Here is a 17,552-nt window from a genome sequence, read left to right on the forward strand (position 1 = left end):
TTATATTATGATTTGAAAACCGGTGACTGTTTATATACGCCAAAAGTATGGATAGCCGGACAAGCTTTACCGTCCTGAATACGCAAACGTACCTGCTTTGCTTTCACCGGTGCCAGACGTACAATCCATTTATGACCAATGGCCTGCTTGTCCGTCGCCTCCGGAATGGTGATCCAGTTTTTGCCATCAACAGTGTACTCCACACTCCACTTCGTCGTCCGATGTCCCAGTTCGATAACTTCTTCGATCATCAGACAATCAAACTCAATAAGCTTGGGCAAGGTAAAAGTTATATCCGCTTTTACCTCTCCGTCTTTTCCGGCAAAATAAGTGTTTTTCTCACTGTCCAGCATTTTCTCCGGACCATACTTCGCGCCCCGTACATTGGTCGCTTTCACTTTGGCTCCTCTCAACAGGTTCGAACTGAAAGTCTCATCAATCCCCTGTTTTAACAAGGCGGCGTGCAGCGAATCGGTCGGATGAATCAAACCACGTCTGTCGGGCGGGAAATTCAGAAGCAATACACTATTGCGCCCCACAGAGGTACAGTAGATATCCCAAAGTTCACGGACACTCTTCACACGGCTATCCTCTTCGGCATGATAGAACCAGCTGGGACGTATTGAAACATCTGTTTCCGCCGGAATATACGCATCACCATCCAGCATACCTTCATTCAAACCTTTGTAATACTGAGCTTCATCACGAATAGCTACTGAGTCAGTTGTCGCCCAACAAGGATCACCCGCTTCTCCCGCTTCATTCCCCATCCAGCGGACATCAGCAAACGGATAAGAATTCTTTGTACCGAAGATAACGCAATCCGGCTGTTTCTCACGGACAATCTTATACCAATGACGATAAACAGGCGTTGTCAATTCGTCGGCTCCGGCGCCGTCCCACCATGTTTCCCATATCTTGCCGTAATCACTCATCAGTTCGCCAAGCTGGTGGGCATAATATTCCTTGTAACGTTCGGTCGTATATAAAGGTGAAAGGTGTTCGTGACGGTCATGAGGTCCCAGATAGATTCCCGCCTTCAATCCATACTCTTCACAAGCATCGACAAACTCGCGGACTACATCTCCTTTACCGTTCTTCCACGCTGCATTCTTCACACTATAATCTGTGTACTTGCTAGGCCACAAGCAAAATCCGTCAGCATGCTTGGCAGTCAGAATAGCAGCGGGAATCCCCGCTGCTTTTAATGTCTGCATCCACTGCCTGCAATCCAGAGCTGTTGGATTGAAAATTGCCGTACTTGCCTTCCCGTCTCCTTCATTCACATATTCTTCAAATGTATTGATTCCAAAATGAAAGAAAGCGATCATCTCCCGATTGTACCATTCAAGTTGACGGGCACTCGGAACCAACCCGCAAGGAGCTGGCGCTTGTTGAGCTATGACCGGCAGAGAACTGAACGCAGCAACTGCCGATGTAACTAATACTTTTATGTTCATAATAAATAACTTACGAGTATATTCGTTTATTTAGGACCCAGATTTTGTTTCACCAGCTGCACGAATTGATCGACCGGAACAACACGCACATTGTCATTCAATCCATCAATGACGGTTTTGATACTTTGCTGGTTCTTTGTCCAGCAATGTACAAATACAAAAGTATATCCGTCGGCACTATGCGGATTGGCAGAGCGGCTATTGATCTGAGAAATGACAGTCGATTCTTCACCTCTGTTCGAGCCACCGTCGATGCCTTCCCATAATACGCTTCTCTGCTCAATCACCGGCTTGCCATTATCCGAAAATTTGATTCTTCCATCTCCTTTTTCTCCATATCCTGTGTAGAAAATCGCATCGATATTAGGCTGAGCCAGATACTTGTTATAGACTCTGGGATTATCCATAATCTTCTGATCCAGAATATTACAGATATTCAAGCCTGACTTATCGACATACTCATTCAACTTAGCCAGATAATCGTCCAGGTCGGCATCCGACATCTTACTCGGGAATATATAGCTGCTGCCACTCGGACCCGCTACAAAGTAATCGCCTTCTTTGCTATTCTCATAGTACCAGCGTAAAGCAGCCGGAGCCAAATCGTACAGAGAAGGTGAAATGGTATATCCGAGCGGGAATTGGCCGTGCAGGTCATGATCCATGTATCCTTGTTGTCCCCAAAGGTTAAACGCGATATTATCACCGTCACTGACGAGGAATGTCACATAATGCACATTCTCTTCGGTAACCACTTCTTTAGTTGCCGGACGCTGTTTCAGTCCTGTTGTATCATATATACTACTCAACGTAGCCAGGTTAGCCGCCTGATCGGTCGGCAACATAGAAACACCCAGTTGAGAAGCATTATTCACCATGCCCCATTCATCCAGATCATAATAACCGAAACAATAAGCTCCTTTATCCAGATCTTTCAGTATAGAAGTACGCCACGACCAATCCTCGCTCGCATTGTAGTCATAAAAAGCAAAAGCATTGGTCATTGTGATATAATCGCGCAGGTGATGGAAGATTTCCGGTTTCATATCGGCTGCCAGACTCTTGTCCAACTGGTCTTTATAATTCTCGTACAACCACTTCTCATCATAAGACCTTACGTCCATAAGTTCGGTTGTCACTCCCATTGCCTTTACCTTATCGACAAGAGATTCCGGTACCGCAATCCCCCGAAGCAAACCACATAAAGAAGTGGCTACATTGATCGAATGAGATTGTCCTTCCGAATAGGGCGTATAGACAATATATCCCTTGATTACTCCGGTTTCGACATAATGCTGCACCAACGGAGCCAAAGCGTTATAAGTATTTACCGGAATTCCGTACTTGTTCTGCATCTGCTTCAACCATACGGAAGAAGGACCGCCTTCATTGATATAAACCTGATCGCCCGTCACTCTTGCTGCAAGCCCTGCCAAAGTGGAAAGAATTACTTTCTCGCCATCATTCAGCCCTGTGATGGAAATAGAGTTCAGAGATTTCAGTTCACGACCTTTCAGATGTATAAATCCCCTGTCCAGCGGTTCTGCCGGATCTATCAGCCCATCACCCGGTTCTTCACCCGGACCTCCCGGATTCTCGGTAGACGGAGTATATTTAGGAACGACCACACCTGCCGTCGGATCTTCCATACAGGAGATTAACAGGCAGAATGTCAAAAGTATATAAATGTATTTTTTCATGGTAATCGTCTTTTCTGTTATTTAATAATAGAAATCGCATTAATCTCTGCCACTGCTGTTGCCCATTTGCCACTATACACGGCAGTTATTGTCAGACGGAAATAACGTGCCTGCTTAAATCCCGGGAAATAGGAACGGAATTCCTCTTTTGCCCCGGCAGGAAGGTCACTGTAAGTACCTGCCGACTCCCACTTCGAGCCATCCAGACTGGTTTCCATCGTCATCTCCTGCGGCCATGCTTCACCATGATCTCTGGATACATACTGAAAGCCCAGCATTTTCACTTCCTGCCCCATATCTACTATGATATGATGCGGCGGCTGAGGCTCGTTGCCTTTCCATTGTGTATGCCAGAAAGTTCCTTTCAGTCCGTCAAAAGCGTGGATAGCGTGACCGTTATCCGACCCTTCGCCGCTCGTTTCTTCCGAAGAAACTTCTACTACCTGCCATGCACTGCGGTCGGCCAATGGCATCGCCCATACATCTTCCGCACCACTCAAAAGGTAATATACCGTCTGCTGAATATGATCCGCCTGCGCACCTTCTACCGAAGTGATAGTGACCGGCAGCAAATAAGAATCAAACGGCTGGATTTTTCCCTGTGCATTTACCGTAAGCACCAGATCGGCAGAAGAACTCTCCCCGGCCGGAATCACAGTTTCTGTTGTCAGCGTATAGCAATCGGAAGGAAGCAAAGGATAGTCTGTCCCACACAAAGAATTATACTCCTGCACCTTCGCCTCATCCACAGTCAACTGCACCTTTACATCTCCCCCCACTTCCTTACCGGAACGGGTCACATAGTCACTGGCAGTCACAGCCACATGAAATACTTCTCTCAGTTCTTCACCCAAATCGAAGTTTTTAATCTGCAAAGCTTTGGCTTCCGGAATATATACTTTACAAACATCATCATCACTACATCCACTCAGCAAGGCAAACGAACAAAGTACCGCACTTGCCGCCATGACAAATCTATTTAGTTTCATACGAATAATCTTTCAAGGTTTACATTCTTTATTAATATCCGGGATTCTGCCCGTTTACCCATCCGTCTTCACCGCCGTTTTGCTCGCGGATCACCGGATTCTTGTCTATCACATACTGCGGAATGGGCTGATAATACATACGTGGCAGGAAGGTACGTTTACCAACTTCATGATAATTGTATTCCCACACACCATCTCCATTGGTATCTTCTATTTTCATACCACCAATCGGTTTATTCATCACTCCGTTTTCACCATCACAAATCTTCCAGCGAAGAATGTCCCACCAACGCTTATCTTCAAATGCCAGTTCTATACGGCGATCTCTCCGAATGATTTCCCGCAACTGATTTTCTGTAATTCCCTGCGGATAAGTATCGTCGATAGAAGGCATATTTCCTCCACGGGTTCTTACCATATCCAGATATTCGACGGCAGTCGGTTTATCTCCGGCTTCCAAAGAAGCTTCTGCATACATCAGCAACACATCTGCATAACGGAAGAAAATATAATTTGCCATTCCGTTACTCATTTGCAGATTGTCCGCTCCATTCACTGATTCGTCAATCGTTTTACGAGTGTAGTATCCCGTATTCGTAACGTCACTATCCGAAGAAGTATCAATCTCATTGGGACTACCTACCCCTACACGAGTGATAATCTCTTCACCCTGCCACATCGATCCGTCATACAGGATGCTCTGATTGAAGCGTTTCTCACGATTTTTATAAGGATTATTCTTATTGTAACCGGATGCAGGGTCAGTGATAGGCAATCCGTTGGCCATGCAATAGTCGTCAACCAGTTCCTGTGTAGGCTGCATATTACCCCAACTGGACTGTACTCCTTTTACAAACACCGGACCGAACAGGCCTTCACGACGCCCACCATTCTGCTTAGACATCTGGAAGTCGAAGATCACTTCATCGTTATTGTTGGTAGCTTCTGTCCAAAGGTCCAGAATAGTCGGTTGCAGATGATAGACCTGTAAGTCAATTACATCTTTCAAGGTAGCCGCAGCTGCTTCCCAGCGTTTCTTGTCTTTGCCCGGATTACGCAATTCACTGGCATGAAACAGTTCCACCCATCCTTTCAACGTCAGAATTGCTCCTTTGGAAGCACGTCCCAGATCGGAACCGCTACGGCGCGGAGGAAGATCATCTTTAATCTCGTCCAACTCTTTGTCGATAAACTCAAATGTTTTCTGTGCAGTCTCACGCGGATAAAAGATATCCGTACTCACGTTATTATCCAGCACTTCCGTGATGATAGGCACACCACCGTACGCCATCCAGAGATAGTGATAGAACCAGGCACGCAGGAAACGCGCTTCTGCAAGGCGTTCTTTCTTATAATCTGCCGAGAAATCGGATTCTGTTACTTTCGTAATGAAAAGATTACAGGAGCGAATACGCTCATACTGTCCTTTGGCGTCGTCATTGTTCTGACGTCCCCATTTCCACATATCCCAAGGGCCGGGTATCCAGCTGGTAGGAGATAATGCTCCGGTATAAATCGTTGTACGGGCATTCATCCATTCCGCACCTACGTATGAATTATCCGAATATTGATCCAGATTCTGTGTTTCATTGTTCAGATGCGGCAACTGATTATAGATATCATTCAGAAACATATCGGCATTTTCTTCCGATCCCCAAACCGTTGTATCTCCAAAACGGTCTTTCGGCTCTATCTCAAGCCAGTCTTCACAAGCAGACAGCAAGGCCAATGAGCCTGCCAGGCAAACTGTTTTTATTATATTATGTATTCTCATATTCTATCTTGTTATGATGGTTAACTAATTAAAAAGTAATATTCAAACCAAAAGCATATACAGCCTGCTGCATATAGTATTTACCATTAGCGGATTTGGCTTCCGGGTCGATCAGCTCTTTCATAAACGGAGTCCATGTCCAGAGGTTTTGTCCGGAAGCATATACGCGGGCAGAGCTGATACCAATAAAGTTCAGTGCCGAACGAGGCAAGGTATAGCCGATTTCAATGCTCTTCAAACGGATATAAGTAGCATCACGTACCCACCACGAAGAAGGTTGACGATGGTTATTCACCGTTACCTCACTGGTCAGACGGGGATAGGGTGCGTTCGTGTTATCCGGCGTCCAGTGATCACTGAATTGTAACTTAGTAGCCGAACCAGAATCAAAGAAAGGCATTACCAAAGTCTCACCTAATGAGATACTGGTACGGGTAGCCCCTTGAATCAATGCGTTCAGGTCGAAGTTCTTCCATTGGACAGTAGGAGCCAGACCGAAAATAATTTCGGGCGCCCAGTTAGAGAAACCGATCACTGTCTGGTCATGCTCGTCAATCTTTCCATCAGGCACGCCGTTAGGACCGCTTAAATCTTCGTAGCGCAAATCACCCGGATATACCTGCCCCCAGGGTTGAGTAGCGATGCCTGCCTTTAAGGAACCGTCAGGATTGAAATCATCGTAAGTAAAGTAGCCCAAAGCATTGTATCCGAACATTGTTCCGTCGGGACGTCCTGTTCTGCGACGATTCGGGTTATTGAAGGTAGCTTCCGTCTCAAATACTTCATCCAGAATATTACGTGCGAAAGTGAAAGTACCTTTTGCACTGATCATCCAGTCTTTGCCGATACGCTTGTTGAAATTCAGAGATAAATCAATACCCTGATTGTGCATACTTCCCGCATTGACCTGTGACAAAGGAATACCATATTCTGCCGGAACTAATGCATTCGGAGCCATCAGCATATTCGAACGCTTCTCATAGAAATAGTCAGCTTCCAGAGAAAGCATACCGTTCAATACGGAAAATTCCACACCGAAGTCAAACTTCTTGGCTTTTTCCCAAGTGATATTCGGATTTCCCTGTAAGTTCTCCCACATACCCATCATAGGTACGCCGCCAAGATTTACAGCGTTTCCGAATCCATAATCACTCATATATTGATAAGAACTACCAGCCAAGTTTCCGGACTCACCATAAGAAAGGCGTAATTTCAGTTTATCCATCCATTCGATGTCCTTCATAAAAGATTCTTCCCGCAAGTTCCATCCCAGTGAGAAAGCAGGGAAGAAACCAAAACGTTTGCCCGGAGCAAAATAGTAGTGTCCGTCATAACGACCGGAAACTTCCGCCATATAACGGTTATCATAATTATACCCCAAACGGAATGCGTAACCTACCTGACGTTCTTTCCAGGACGTACCGCCGTTGCTGATATCGGCAGGGTCACTGCTTCCCGCATTGATTTCATCTATGTTAATATTATAATTCAGACGTTTGGCACTCATATTCCATACGTTTCTTTCGCGTGCTTCAATAACTCCGAGTCCGGTAACCGTATGCTTGCCGAAAGTCCGTGAGTAATTAATCATTCCCTGATAAGTCATGCTCACGCTTTCTTCAAATGATTGTTCAAGATTCGGTTTTTCCGGTCCCTGGAATCCTTCCATGAATTGATACGGAGTTTGTGATGCATCCAGTGTGTATACAGGTATCGGTGTCAGATATTTCTTTTTCTTCACACGATACGGGTCGTAGTTGATTACTCCTTTGATGCTTAACCCTTGAATGAAGGGAAGTTGCTGCTCTATAGAGAGAGAAGTATTCAGTTGGTCGGCCGGCTCCTGACGGTATCCGCTGCGATAAGTCAGCCCGAAAAGTGACTTACCTACATATTGTCCCCACAGACCATTCGAGTACTGAATAGCTGAGATAGGAGGAGTACGATAAGCCTGATACATGATGTCGCCTGTATCGGCACCCGGATAATTCTTCTTTTCGTGCCATCCACCCAGACTTAAACTGATTTTCGTATATTTGGTGGCATCCACGCTTAAATTAGCCAACAAATTGAAACGCTGGTAATCGGTAGTGCTCCACATTCCTTCCTGATAAGAATATCCTAAAGACACATAGTACTGGAATTTATCGCTACCACCGGATAGCTGTAAGTTGTGATTCGTAATCACAGAATTGTTTTGTACCAAGTCACGCAGACCGTTGCTATTAGGATAGCGGTCAGGATCGGCATCCGGATCTCCGGCACAGGTCTTCCGGTACATTTCCAGATCATGCTGTGAGTAAGCATAATAATTGGGATAACCTGCATTCATAGCCGCTTCGTTTTTCATCAAAGCATATTCATACGAATTAACCTGGTCAGTGATACGGGTCGGGTTCTGAAAACCGATATATCCATTGTATGAAAGTACTGGGGCACCGCTTTTTCCCTTTTTTGTAGTCACCAATACTACCCCATTGGCACCAGCCATACCATAAGGAGCTACGGCGGCCGCATCTTTCAGGATTGTAATATCCTCGATCATATTCGGATCGATACGTGAAAAGTCACGGGGAACTCCATCCACTACGACCAATGGAGATTGGTTGCCTAACGTAGCCACACCACGGATTCTCAAATCAGAACCATCAGCTCCCGGTTCTCCCGATCCTTGCTTCGCAATGACTCCCGCCATACGGCCCGCCAAACTATTAGAAATATTGATAACCGGCTTTTGCGCTACATCTTTTGTCTTCATGCTTGATACAGCAGCCGTAGAAGATATCTTCTTCTGCGTACCGTAAGCCACAACCACTACTTCTTCCAGAATTTCAGAATCTTCTTCCATCACAATCTGAATGGCATTCTGATTGTTCACCGGAATATTCTTTGTGGAAAAACCCACATACGTAACCGCTAATACCGAATTGGAAGGCAATGATAACGTGAATTTACCATCGATATCTGTGATCGTACCATTAGAAGCACTTCCCTGCTCCATGATGTTAGCTCCGATAATAGGCTCACCACTTTTGTCTACTACGGTTCCTTTGACTATTATTTTTTTACCTATTGATTTTTTCTCTACCTGCGTTTTCTTCAATGAGATGTAATTGTCGGCGTATTCATACGTCAGACCTATTTGCGGCAATACATTTTCAAGCAATGCTTTTACCTGTTTATTCCGGGCATTGATTTTTACTTTCTGTTCGATATTGATGTCTTTTCCGTAGACAAACAAATATCCGGCCTGTTTTTCGACTTCGTGAATCAGTTCTTTTAGCGAAACCGAAGTTTTATTAATATTCACAACTGCTGTCTGTGCCTGAGCCTGATATGTAAAAAGGTTAATAAACAGGACCAAAGCGAGCAGTGAAAAGATTTTTTTCATAACTTTGCTAAGTGAAGTTACGAAAAGAGTGTAATTTATTGGAAATGAGCGTAAGTTAGTTGCTCTTGATAGTAATAGGTTACGAATTAGTTAGTTATCTACTGCATTATTCCTCTGCGCGTTGCGTAACCTTCAAAGAACTCTTCGTATGCAAAAGTAGCTATTTAATCCGAGAGTTTGATATAAACTCCCGAATTTTTTATTCCCACATTTATAAGTTTTTCCGTAAAAGCGGTTTTATCCGTTGGTACACCATTGCCCAAAACAAGTTTTGAACAAACATGTGCCGACTATCGCATAGCCGGAGAAAAGGGCATTGCCATACGCCTAAACGACGATGTTTAGACTGATGATGCAATGTCCCTTTCTTTTGTGGCTATGCCAAGAGGTACTTTTACGGGTTTTCAGATGGTTTTTCTTTTTTGCTGTCCATTTGTACCGGAAGCGGAAAGGTGGTCGAGTGTATAAGCTTGCCCCATGAATGAAACAAACGGCCATACACAGTCGGGCAAATCAGTAAGAATGACAGTTGCCGCCCTGCGAAACAAGCATCGTCGGAGCGGAAACATTCATACTTCCTATATGGCACAGAGCAACATCTGTTTGGTTTCCATAATAGGCGGCTCACCTCGTCCAAGAACAGCGACTCCCCTTTACCTCTTGAAAATATCCTACTATTGTACAGTCCACCCCATAATCGTACCTTTGACGTATCCGAATAAGGTGAACAGTGCTAGTTGTACGAAGAGCTAAACGTAGTGCTCCACTACAAAGGATTTGACGAAAGACCTTCTTTGATCGTGCAGGTGATAGGCAATATATTTCCAGCCCATGCCATTCCTGCCTAACATCAGCATGACTAAATCGGTAGGCATAATCATCCTTAATCGTTTTGAGCCATTACATAGATTAATTTGTCCTTATGAAATATTAATAGGCTTACCTTCAAACTTGATTCGGTTTTCTGCACTTAGAGTAGGTACATTGATAAACAATCGTTTAATCGCACGACTGGCTGCTACATAATATACGCGATGCGCATTGTTGCCATTCAGGTCTGGTGTCAGCAAGAACTCTATGTCATCTTCTTCTTTCAGAACGACAAACACGTTATCATACTCCTCTCCTTTTGACTTATGGATAGTCTTATGCTTGTCGTTTGAATCACCATACTTCACCCCAAGGGCAGCATCGGCATATGTATGGTCCATGTAGAAATCCTTGATTGTCTTCTTTTTTATCTTAGGCATCTTGACATGTAAATCATTCACTAGAAAATTGTAGAAATCCATCATGCTTCCGTCTTTGTAATCCTTATAGCCATTCAGCAAGTGTCTTAGAAGCACGATAGTTAGTGACCTTTCGCGATCTATAATGTCTAACTGATGCCAAGCATTTCGCAAGTCGTTCATTCTTGTGTATTCCACGGCTTTTATCAACGCCTTTATCACCATCTGACGCTCGACATTGCTGTCAAAATCCATCTCTAATATTTTCTCTGCCTTGCGCATCCCATTCTTATTACGCATCGAATTAGCAAGTACGTTTTGAAAGGCAAGAGATTGAATTTCGTCAGTCCCACTTTTTTCTATGCTCTGTTGATAACAATTTAGCATATCGCCCACAAGTAATTCAGGCACCATTCCTTCTGCTCCATTCAGCCAGTCTTGTGAAAAATCAGTTCGGACAATATTCAACAATTCTATAATCTGCTTCGTGCTACGCCTATTTCCTCTTATCTCAAACTCTTGCATCTCTGGCAAAGCAAAATTGTCAAATTGCTGCACTGTAGCACCAAGAAAGTCATATATGGATTGAGCCTTGTCGCCAACAACACCAATAATTACCCCATCATTGCCTAATAGTGTCAAGAAATCAACTACAAAAGGAATTGTATCTTGAAATTCGTCCACAAAAATATACGGATATCTAGCTTTTATTAATTTATATATGTTTGGGTATCTTGAAAGCAGAATATGAGAGAAATACAAAATGTCATCAAAAGACATATAACCTCCACTCCAGAGCCATCTTTTGAACCCCATATACCAGTCATTGCCCACATACCGCTTGCCACTCTTAGTGTAATAAACCTGTGGGTAATTGGGTTTGTAATGTTTGTACTCATGGTTTTCATAACGCCAGTTTGCACTCTCCAATCCTTTCAAATAGATTTTGGCATCTAACCATGACCTACCAATACGGTTTAGTACGATTTTAGCTGTTCCTTCTGATTTAAAATTAGAATCATCTATCACTACAAGTTCATCTAACTTCAATTCGAAATCTTCAGCTACCAAGTGAACGTAGGGTTTTACCACATTGGCATACAAGAAACTGTGGATGGTACATACCTCAACCACGTCATTCCCAATATTCAAACGTGAGGTGATAGTATCAGTACCCACATTGGTATAGGTGATACAAGCTACTTTTTTAACAATATCAAGTTTGTGACTGTTTGACACCACATTCTTGATATGATTTATCAGCCAATGCGTCTTTCCCGCACCGGGACCAGCACAAACCTTAAACGGTTCGTCTATAGGTATGGTTTGTTCTGATGTTATGATAATAGCCATGTTAATGCGTTAACAATATATTGGGGTACATGGAACTCTTTTCTATCTGCTACAGGTTTATCTAGATTAGCCATAAGTACCACGTTTAGTTCCAGCGCATTGCTGCCTTTTGAAACAGAGTTCAAATAGCGTGATGCAAGTAAAGCTTTTCGTTTCTCCTCATCCGTCCACTTCGATGCACCTATGGATGTCTTGATACGTGTATTTGCTTCACTATTTCGCATTTTACTCATCATCTTGTTCATATCCTGTTCTGCCATCATAGCTTTTATCTCCTTCAAATTGGAAACGGAGTTAGTCAGCAACAGTTCACAATCGGGATTCTCACGCATTATGTCATACTCCAGCGTTTTCCCATATGTTACATCTTGCCTATAGAACCGAATATTTGGATGGGCTGCATATTGAGCTACCTCAGTATCTGCATGATGCTTATAGTTGTAGTTAGCTGTATCTATATTGTATTCGTATGGGTAGCAGGCTTCATAATCCTCGTCAGGTTCATTCTTTTTCCTACAGGGATCAATGTCAGTCAAGCAGACAATTTTCTTGTTGATGGTGTATGGATTGTTCGTATCAAACAATTTTAGGAAGTGGTTGAAATAGCGACCACCCATATTCACCACCAACACATGCTCATCTGTAAGATTCTTATTCAAATATCTGGCAAAGACTGGAAGTAACAACTCTTCTGCAACGCCCTCGACAAATATCAATTTGTTGGCAAAGAACATATCCGCTTTAGTAGCATCTATAAATCTCTGAACATATTGCTTGGACACCACATCATCATCATTATCTTCTTTATAAATGACACGTGGATAGCCAACATTGATCTGCCCTAATACGGGTGAAGTTAGACAAATTAAGTCATCCAGTTTTACAGCGGAGGCAATCTGGGTAGAATGTGAGGTCATGAATATCTGACGCACATGTCCATTTGCTTTGTTATCCTGCAAAAACTGTAGAAACTTATATTGCATGGCTGGATGCAGATGTGCTTCACATTCCTCTACTGCAAGAAATGAGATTACCTTAGCATTGCGCTTCATGTAAGTAATGCTACTGTCTGCCTGCATCTTTGCAAGCAAAAGCGACATATAGATTAGATTGTTATAACCTAACCCATTATATGTTGCTGGTACTTCGATACCAACAGTATACTTGATAATCATTCTCAATACCGCAAACATCTCATTTTCCGTCACTTCACCATCAAAGTCCGGCACGGCTCCGTTGAATGTTGCTCCTGTATCCAGTGCGTACTTTAGAAATACGTTTTTGCCATTATGCAATCTATCTTGTAAAGTCTGCATCAATGGACTAGACTGTTGGACAAAATCATTTCTTAGGGCTTTCAACTGTTCCTTAATCTCATCCTCGGTCTTTGTGGCATCATTCTTAACTGAATAATCAATAAAAAAATTTAACACATCCCTTAGGAGTGGATTATAACCGGCGTATAGGTCGTGACTAACATCCCGAATAGCGTCAAGGAATTGGAAGTCCATCTGTCCCAAAGCATCATTAACACTGATACCTGCGGCCTGATTACCTCCAGAGCGACTGCTTCTATATAGTCTGATATAGTCGCGGTCAATTATTTTCCATATTTCTTTGGCAGTTGTTACACCTGCAACATCTGCCTTATAGTTGTCCTCTTGATCATCAGCCAATTTAAACTCGTATCTCAATTTTGCCTCTTCGCTCAATGCAGGATCTGTCATCATACCGGAGAATAGCCCCATTTCGGCAGAATCCAAGGCTTCTCCTTGACTCCTGTGAAATATAAGAGTTATTTTAATCCGTGGAGACTGCTGTTGAAGCGTAACCACATCTGTCTCATAAAATAAGTCACATGTACCCAACCGACGACCGTCACTATAGCCAAGCACTAAACCTATTGCACGGAGCAAGTTACTTTTTCCTGTATTATTATGACCTATTATGACATTCACTCCTTCGTGGAAGGGAACCGAAGCATCCCTAAAATTACGAAAGTTTGAAATTTTAATCTCCTTAATATACATATTATATTCCTTACCAAAATATAGTTTAATTTCCACAAAATTACTAATAAATCAGGAGATTAAGGTAACATCGCTATGATTTTTTCTTAATCTAGTTGGTTTTTCGGGATATTCGTTGGCACACGATTCTTAAACTTGTTTGGGCGATGGTGTGCCGACTATTGCAATGCCTCTTTCTTTTGCGTCTATGCCAAGAGGTGCTTTTACGAGGTTTCAGATGATTTTTCTTTTTTGATGACCTTTTGTGCCGTAAGCGGAAAGTGAATGCAGAGTGTGTCAGCCTGCCTCATGAATGAAACAGGCAGTCACACACAGCGGGCAAATCGGGAAGAATGACTGTTGCCGTCCGGCAGAACAAGTTCCATCGGATCGGAAACATTCATACTTCCTTTGTCGGGACTTGCCCTTTTCACGCTTCCGGTGATGTCTTTTCCCTTTTTCGTGGTTCCTTTTTTACGGATTTTCTCCTGAAGTTTTTTCTACCCAATCTGCCTCCACTTCCGTTTACCTCCATTTTCGCGTCTTTCAGTGAGCCGCATCAGGCAGTCATTTCCGTTCTGGGCGCAAAGGTAATTCCGGGATTGGACGGAAATGCAAGGTCAAGCCTCCTGTTTTCGGTAAAAATCTCCAGCCCTGCGGGTAGTATTTTTCCCGAAAAACCTTGCATTCCCTAATCCCTACCTTTTCAAGCACCCGAAACGAAAACGACCGATGCGACAGAAAGACGCATAAAAAAAATGTCGGATAAACGAGAGGCAGATAAGATAGTTTGAAACTCAACTCCCTCAGCTCTTGAATCCGCATTAAAAAACAAAAAAATCAAAAACAGCGAAGATATGACGGCAACGGCAGATTTCAGACAAATGGCGCAGTACATAGGGCTTGCGATATGCGGCTTGATGGTGCGCACCGCCTTCGGGATGTTCGGCATCCTTTGGGGCATCATCGCAGAGATTGTAAACGGAATGTTCCGAGTGGCGATAGGCGTAATCGTGGCTATCCTTTCCGCAACCGCCTTCTTCGGTTTCATCCTTTGGTTATTCACCCTTTAATCCTTACCGACATGGCAAAGAGAAGCAGCAAAACGGCAGCGCAGCAGTGCAGATACTACGAGGTGGACAACATCTTCGTGTACATGGTGGAAACGTACATCAACGGCAACATATCCGTGTTCCGTGAACTCTACCGAGAACTGAACAAGGACGCACGGAGGGACTTTACAGACTTCCTTTTGAGCGAGGTGGAGCCGACCTATTGGAGAGAGATACTGAAACAGACCATCTAAAACGACAACAATATGCGAACGATAACAAGGACATACGACCTTTTCCGATTAGCCGAACTCTCCGCAGCAGCGAGAGATACCGCATACAATGAATGGCTGCGCACTTTTGAATACGGTTGGGACAGCGACAACCGCAACACGCTGGAAGCATTTGAAAGTGTGTTCAAAGTCAAAGTGAACGATTGGAGTTACGACACGTGCCGTTATTCCTACCGCTTCACCTCACGTTACAGCGGAGAGGAAGAGGAACTCAGCGGCATACGGCTTCTGAAATACATTGTCAATAACTATTGGCATACGCTATTCAAGCCGAGAACCTACTACCTCAAAGGCAATTACAATAAAAGGCGCAAAAGCAGGGTATTCACGGACAACTGTTGCGTACTGACAGGCTATTGCGCAGACGAGGACATCCTGCGACCCATCTACGACTTTCTGAAAGCCCCCGACACCCGAACCACTCTGTACGACCTCATGGACAAGTGCCTTGACAGCTTCTTCAAGTCGTGCCGTGACGATATGGAATTTCAGTGCAGCGAGGAGAGTTTCGAGGAGAGTTGCGCAGCCAACGACTACGAGTTTTTGGGAAACGGAAAAATGTATAACTGATAAAATGACAGCGATATGAAAGGGACAGACCATTTCAAGAGAACGATACAGATGCACTTGGAGCAGCGTGCAGCGGAAGATGCGCTATTTGCGAAGAACTACCGCAACCCTGCCAAGAACATAGACGATTGCGTCACCTACATTCTCAACTACGTGCAGCGGAGCGGTTGCAACGGCTTCACGGACGGGGAGATATTCGGGCAAGCCGTCCACTACTATGACGAGAACGAGATAGAGGTAGGCAAGCCTATCCAATGCCAAGTGGCGGTGAACCACGTTGTGGAACTCACGGCAGAGGAAAAGGCGGAAGCACGGCAGAACGCAGTCCGCAGATACCAAGAGGAGGAACTCCGCAAGTTGCAGAACCGCAGCAAGCCGAGAACCGCCACCAAAGCGACCGCACAAGAAGTACAACAACCCAACCTATTCAATTTCTGATTATGAAACCGAGAACACCCATACAGCAGGAAGTCGCACGATTGAGCGAGCGACTGCCGAAATTGACCGCCATACAGAGGGCATACGCTTTCCGCCATTGCTTCAAGCATTACGCCATCAAGAGGGCGGACGGCACGAACATCTGCACCGAGTGCGGACATTCGTGGAGGAGTGAACACGACCTTGCGGACACCGTTTGCGGATGCACCTGCCCGCATTGCGGCATGGAGTTGGAAGCGTTGCGCACTCGAAAGAGCGTGTTCAGCGAGAACGAGTATTTCTCCATCGTCACTACCTGCAAGCAGTACCAAGTGATACGCTTCTTCTTCGTCAAGTCCCGATACAAGGCAGGGCAGAGAGCCGAGTATTCCATTTATGAAGTGGTGCAAAGGTGGATTTCGCCCAAAGGCACAACCGTCACCGTCGCCCGACTGCGTGGTATGTCCATACTTTACTACGACCTATGGGCGGAATACAGCGACATGGAGGTACGCAAGAACAACAAACTCCGTGCATACGATATAAACCCCGTCTGCACCTATCCCCGACAGCGTTTCATTCCCGAACTGAAACGCAACGGCTTCAACGGCGAATACCACAACATACTGCCTTACGACCTTTTCACGGCTATTCTTTCCGACAGCCGAGCCGAAACGCTGTTGAAGGCAGGGCAATACCCTATGTTGCGCCACTATATCCGCAGTTCCTTTGACATGGAGAGGTATTGGGCATCCATAAAGATATGTATCCGCAACGGCTACACCATTGCTGACGGCTCCATGTGGCGTGACACCATAGACCTCCTGCGGCATTTCGGCAAGGACACGAACAGCCCGAAGTACGTCTGCCCCTCCGACCTCAAAGCCGAACACGACAGACTTATGCACAAGCGCAACAAGAAGATAGAGCGCAAGAAGTTGGAGGAACGCATCCGCCAAGCGAAAAAACACGAGAAGGCATACCGCAAACTCAAAGGCATATTCTTCGGCATCGCCTTCACGGACGGCACTTTGCAGGTGCGTGTGTTGGAGAGCGTGGCGGAGTTTGCAGCGGAAGGGACGGAACTGCACCATTGCGTGTTTTCCAACTCCTATTTCCTTGAAAAGAACTCCCTTATCTTATCCGCCACCATTGACGGCAAGCGCATAGAAACGGTGGAGGTTTCCTTGAAGACATTGGAAGTGGTGCAAAGTCGTGGTTTGCACAATTCCAATACCGAGTACCACGACCGCATTGTAAACCTTGTGAACAGCAATGTGAACCTTATCCGCCAGCGGATGGAAGCGGCATAGTA

The 17,552-nt window shown here is 44.6% G+C and carries 13 protein-coding genes; 6 read left to right on the top strand and 7 right to left on the bottom strand.

Annotation, left to right across the window (positions count from 1 at the left end):
- Nucleotides 1-5: 5 nt before the first annotated feature.
- The 5 genes from ACHLI0_RS09025 to ACHLI0_RS09045 are packed head-to-tail and all read right to left on the bottom strand — an operon-like array spanning nt 6 to nt 9,314.
- Nucleotides 6-1,460 (bottom strand): alpha-L-fucosidase, encoded by a 1,455-nt coding sequence (locus ACHLI0_RS09025; protein ID WP_490748942.1) that lies wholly within the window; start codon nt 1,458-1,460, stop codon nt 6-8.
- Between the two features lie 26 nt (nt 1,461-1,486).
- Nucleotides 1,487-3,160: a GxGYxYP domain-containing protein gene (locus tag ACHLI0_RS09030; RefSeq protein WP_490748943.1), complete on the bottom strand. Its 1,674-nt coding sequence runs from the start codon at nt 3,158-3,160 to the stop codon at nt 1,487-1,489.
- Nucleotides 3,161-3,177: 17 nt separating this feature from the next.
- A complete protein-coding gene (locus ACHLI0_RS09035; RefSeq protein ID WP_070102994.1) occupies nt 3,178-4,149 on the bottom strand; it encodes a BT_3987 domain-containing protein in 972 nt (323 codons plus the stop codon).
- Nucleotides 4,150-4,180: 31 nt separating this feature from the next.
- Nucleotides 4,181-5,923: a RagB/SusD family nutrient uptake outer membrane protein gene (locus ACHLI0_RS09040; RefSeq protein WP_490748944.1), complete on the bottom strand. Its 1,743-nt coding sequence runs from the start codon at nt 5,921-5,923 to the stop codon at nt 4,181-4,183.
- A 28-nt stretch (nt 5,924-5,951) separates the two neighbouring features.
- The gene (locus tag ACHLI0_RS09045) at nt 5,952-9,314 is read right to left on the bottom strand and encodes a SusC/RagA family TonB-linked outer membrane protein (protein WP_490748945.1); all 3,363 of its coding nucleotides are present in this window, start codon (nt 9,312-9,314) and stop codon (nt 5,952-5,954) included.
- A 477-nt stretch (nt 9,315-9,791) separates the two neighbouring features.
- Here ACHLI0_RS09045 and ACHLI0_RS09050 point away from each other — a divergent pair, with 477 nt between their 5' ends.
- On the top strand, nt 9,792-10,067 hold the full coding sequence (locus ACHLI0_RS09050; RefSeq protein WP_147331055.1) for a hypothetical protein: 276 nt from the start codon (nt 9,792-9,794) through the stop codon (nt 10,065-10,067).
- Between the two features lie 167 nt (nt 10,068-10,234).
- Here ACHLI0_RS09050 and ACHLI0_RS09055 read toward each other — a convergent pair whose 3' ends face one another.
- A complete protein-coding gene (locus ACHLI0_RS09055) occupies nt 10,235-11,896 on the bottom strand; it encodes an ATP-dependent helicase (protein WP_009016686.1) in 1,662 nt (553 codons plus the stop codon).
- Nucleotides 11,881-13,926, bottom strand: a complete 2,046-nt coding sequence (locus tag ACHLI0_RS09060) for an AAA family ATPase (protein ID WP_039848520.1) — start codon at nt 13,924-13,926, stop codon at nt 11,881-11,883. Before ACHLI0_RS09060 ends, ACHLI0_RS09055 begins: the two co-directional genes overlap by 16 nt.
- Before the next feature lie 836 nt (nt 13,927-14,762).
- Here ACHLI0_RS09060 and ACHLI0_RS09065 point away from each other — a divergent pair.
- The 5 genes from ACHLI0_RS09065 to ACHLI0_RS09085 are packed head-to-tail and all read left to right on the top strand — an operon-like array spanning nt 14,763 to nt 17,550.
- A complete protein-coding gene (locus tag ACHLI0_RS09065; RefSeq protein ID WP_039848519.1) occupies nt 14,763-14,978 on the top strand; it encodes a hypothetical protein in 216 nt (71 codons plus the stop codon).
- Nucleotides 14,979-14,989: 11 nt separating this feature from the next.
- On the top strand, nt 14,990-15,211 hold the full coding sequence (locus ACHLI0_RS09070) for a hypothetical protein (RefSeq protein ID WP_007366491.1): 222 nt from the start codon (nt 14,990-14,992) through the stop codon (nt 15,209-15,211).
- A gap of 12 nt (nt 15,212-15,223) precedes the next feature.
- On the top strand, nt 15,224-15,820 hold the full coding sequence (locus tag ACHLI0_RS09075; RefSeq protein ID WP_009016683.1) for a hypothetical protein: 597 nt from the start codon (nt 15,224-15,226) through the stop codon (nt 15,818-15,820).
- 15 nt (nt 15,821-15,835) lie between these two features.
- Nucleotides 15,836-16,258 (top strand): PcfK-like family protein, encoded by a 423-nt coding sequence (locus ACHLI0_RS09080; protein ID WP_009016682.1) that lies wholly within the window; start codon nt 15,836-15,838, stop codon nt 16,256-16,258.
- A 2-nt stretch (nt 16,259-16,260) separates the two neighbouring features.
- On the top strand, nt 16,261-17,550 hold the full coding sequence (locus tag ACHLI0_RS09085; RefSeq protein WP_046147715.1) for a PcfJ domain-containing protein: 1,290 nt from the start codon (nt 16,261-16,263) through the stop codon (nt 17,548-17,550).
- The last annotated feature ends 2 nt before the right edge of the window (nt 17,551-17,552 follow it).

The organism is Bacteroides sp. RCH18 (assembly GCF_058231005.1).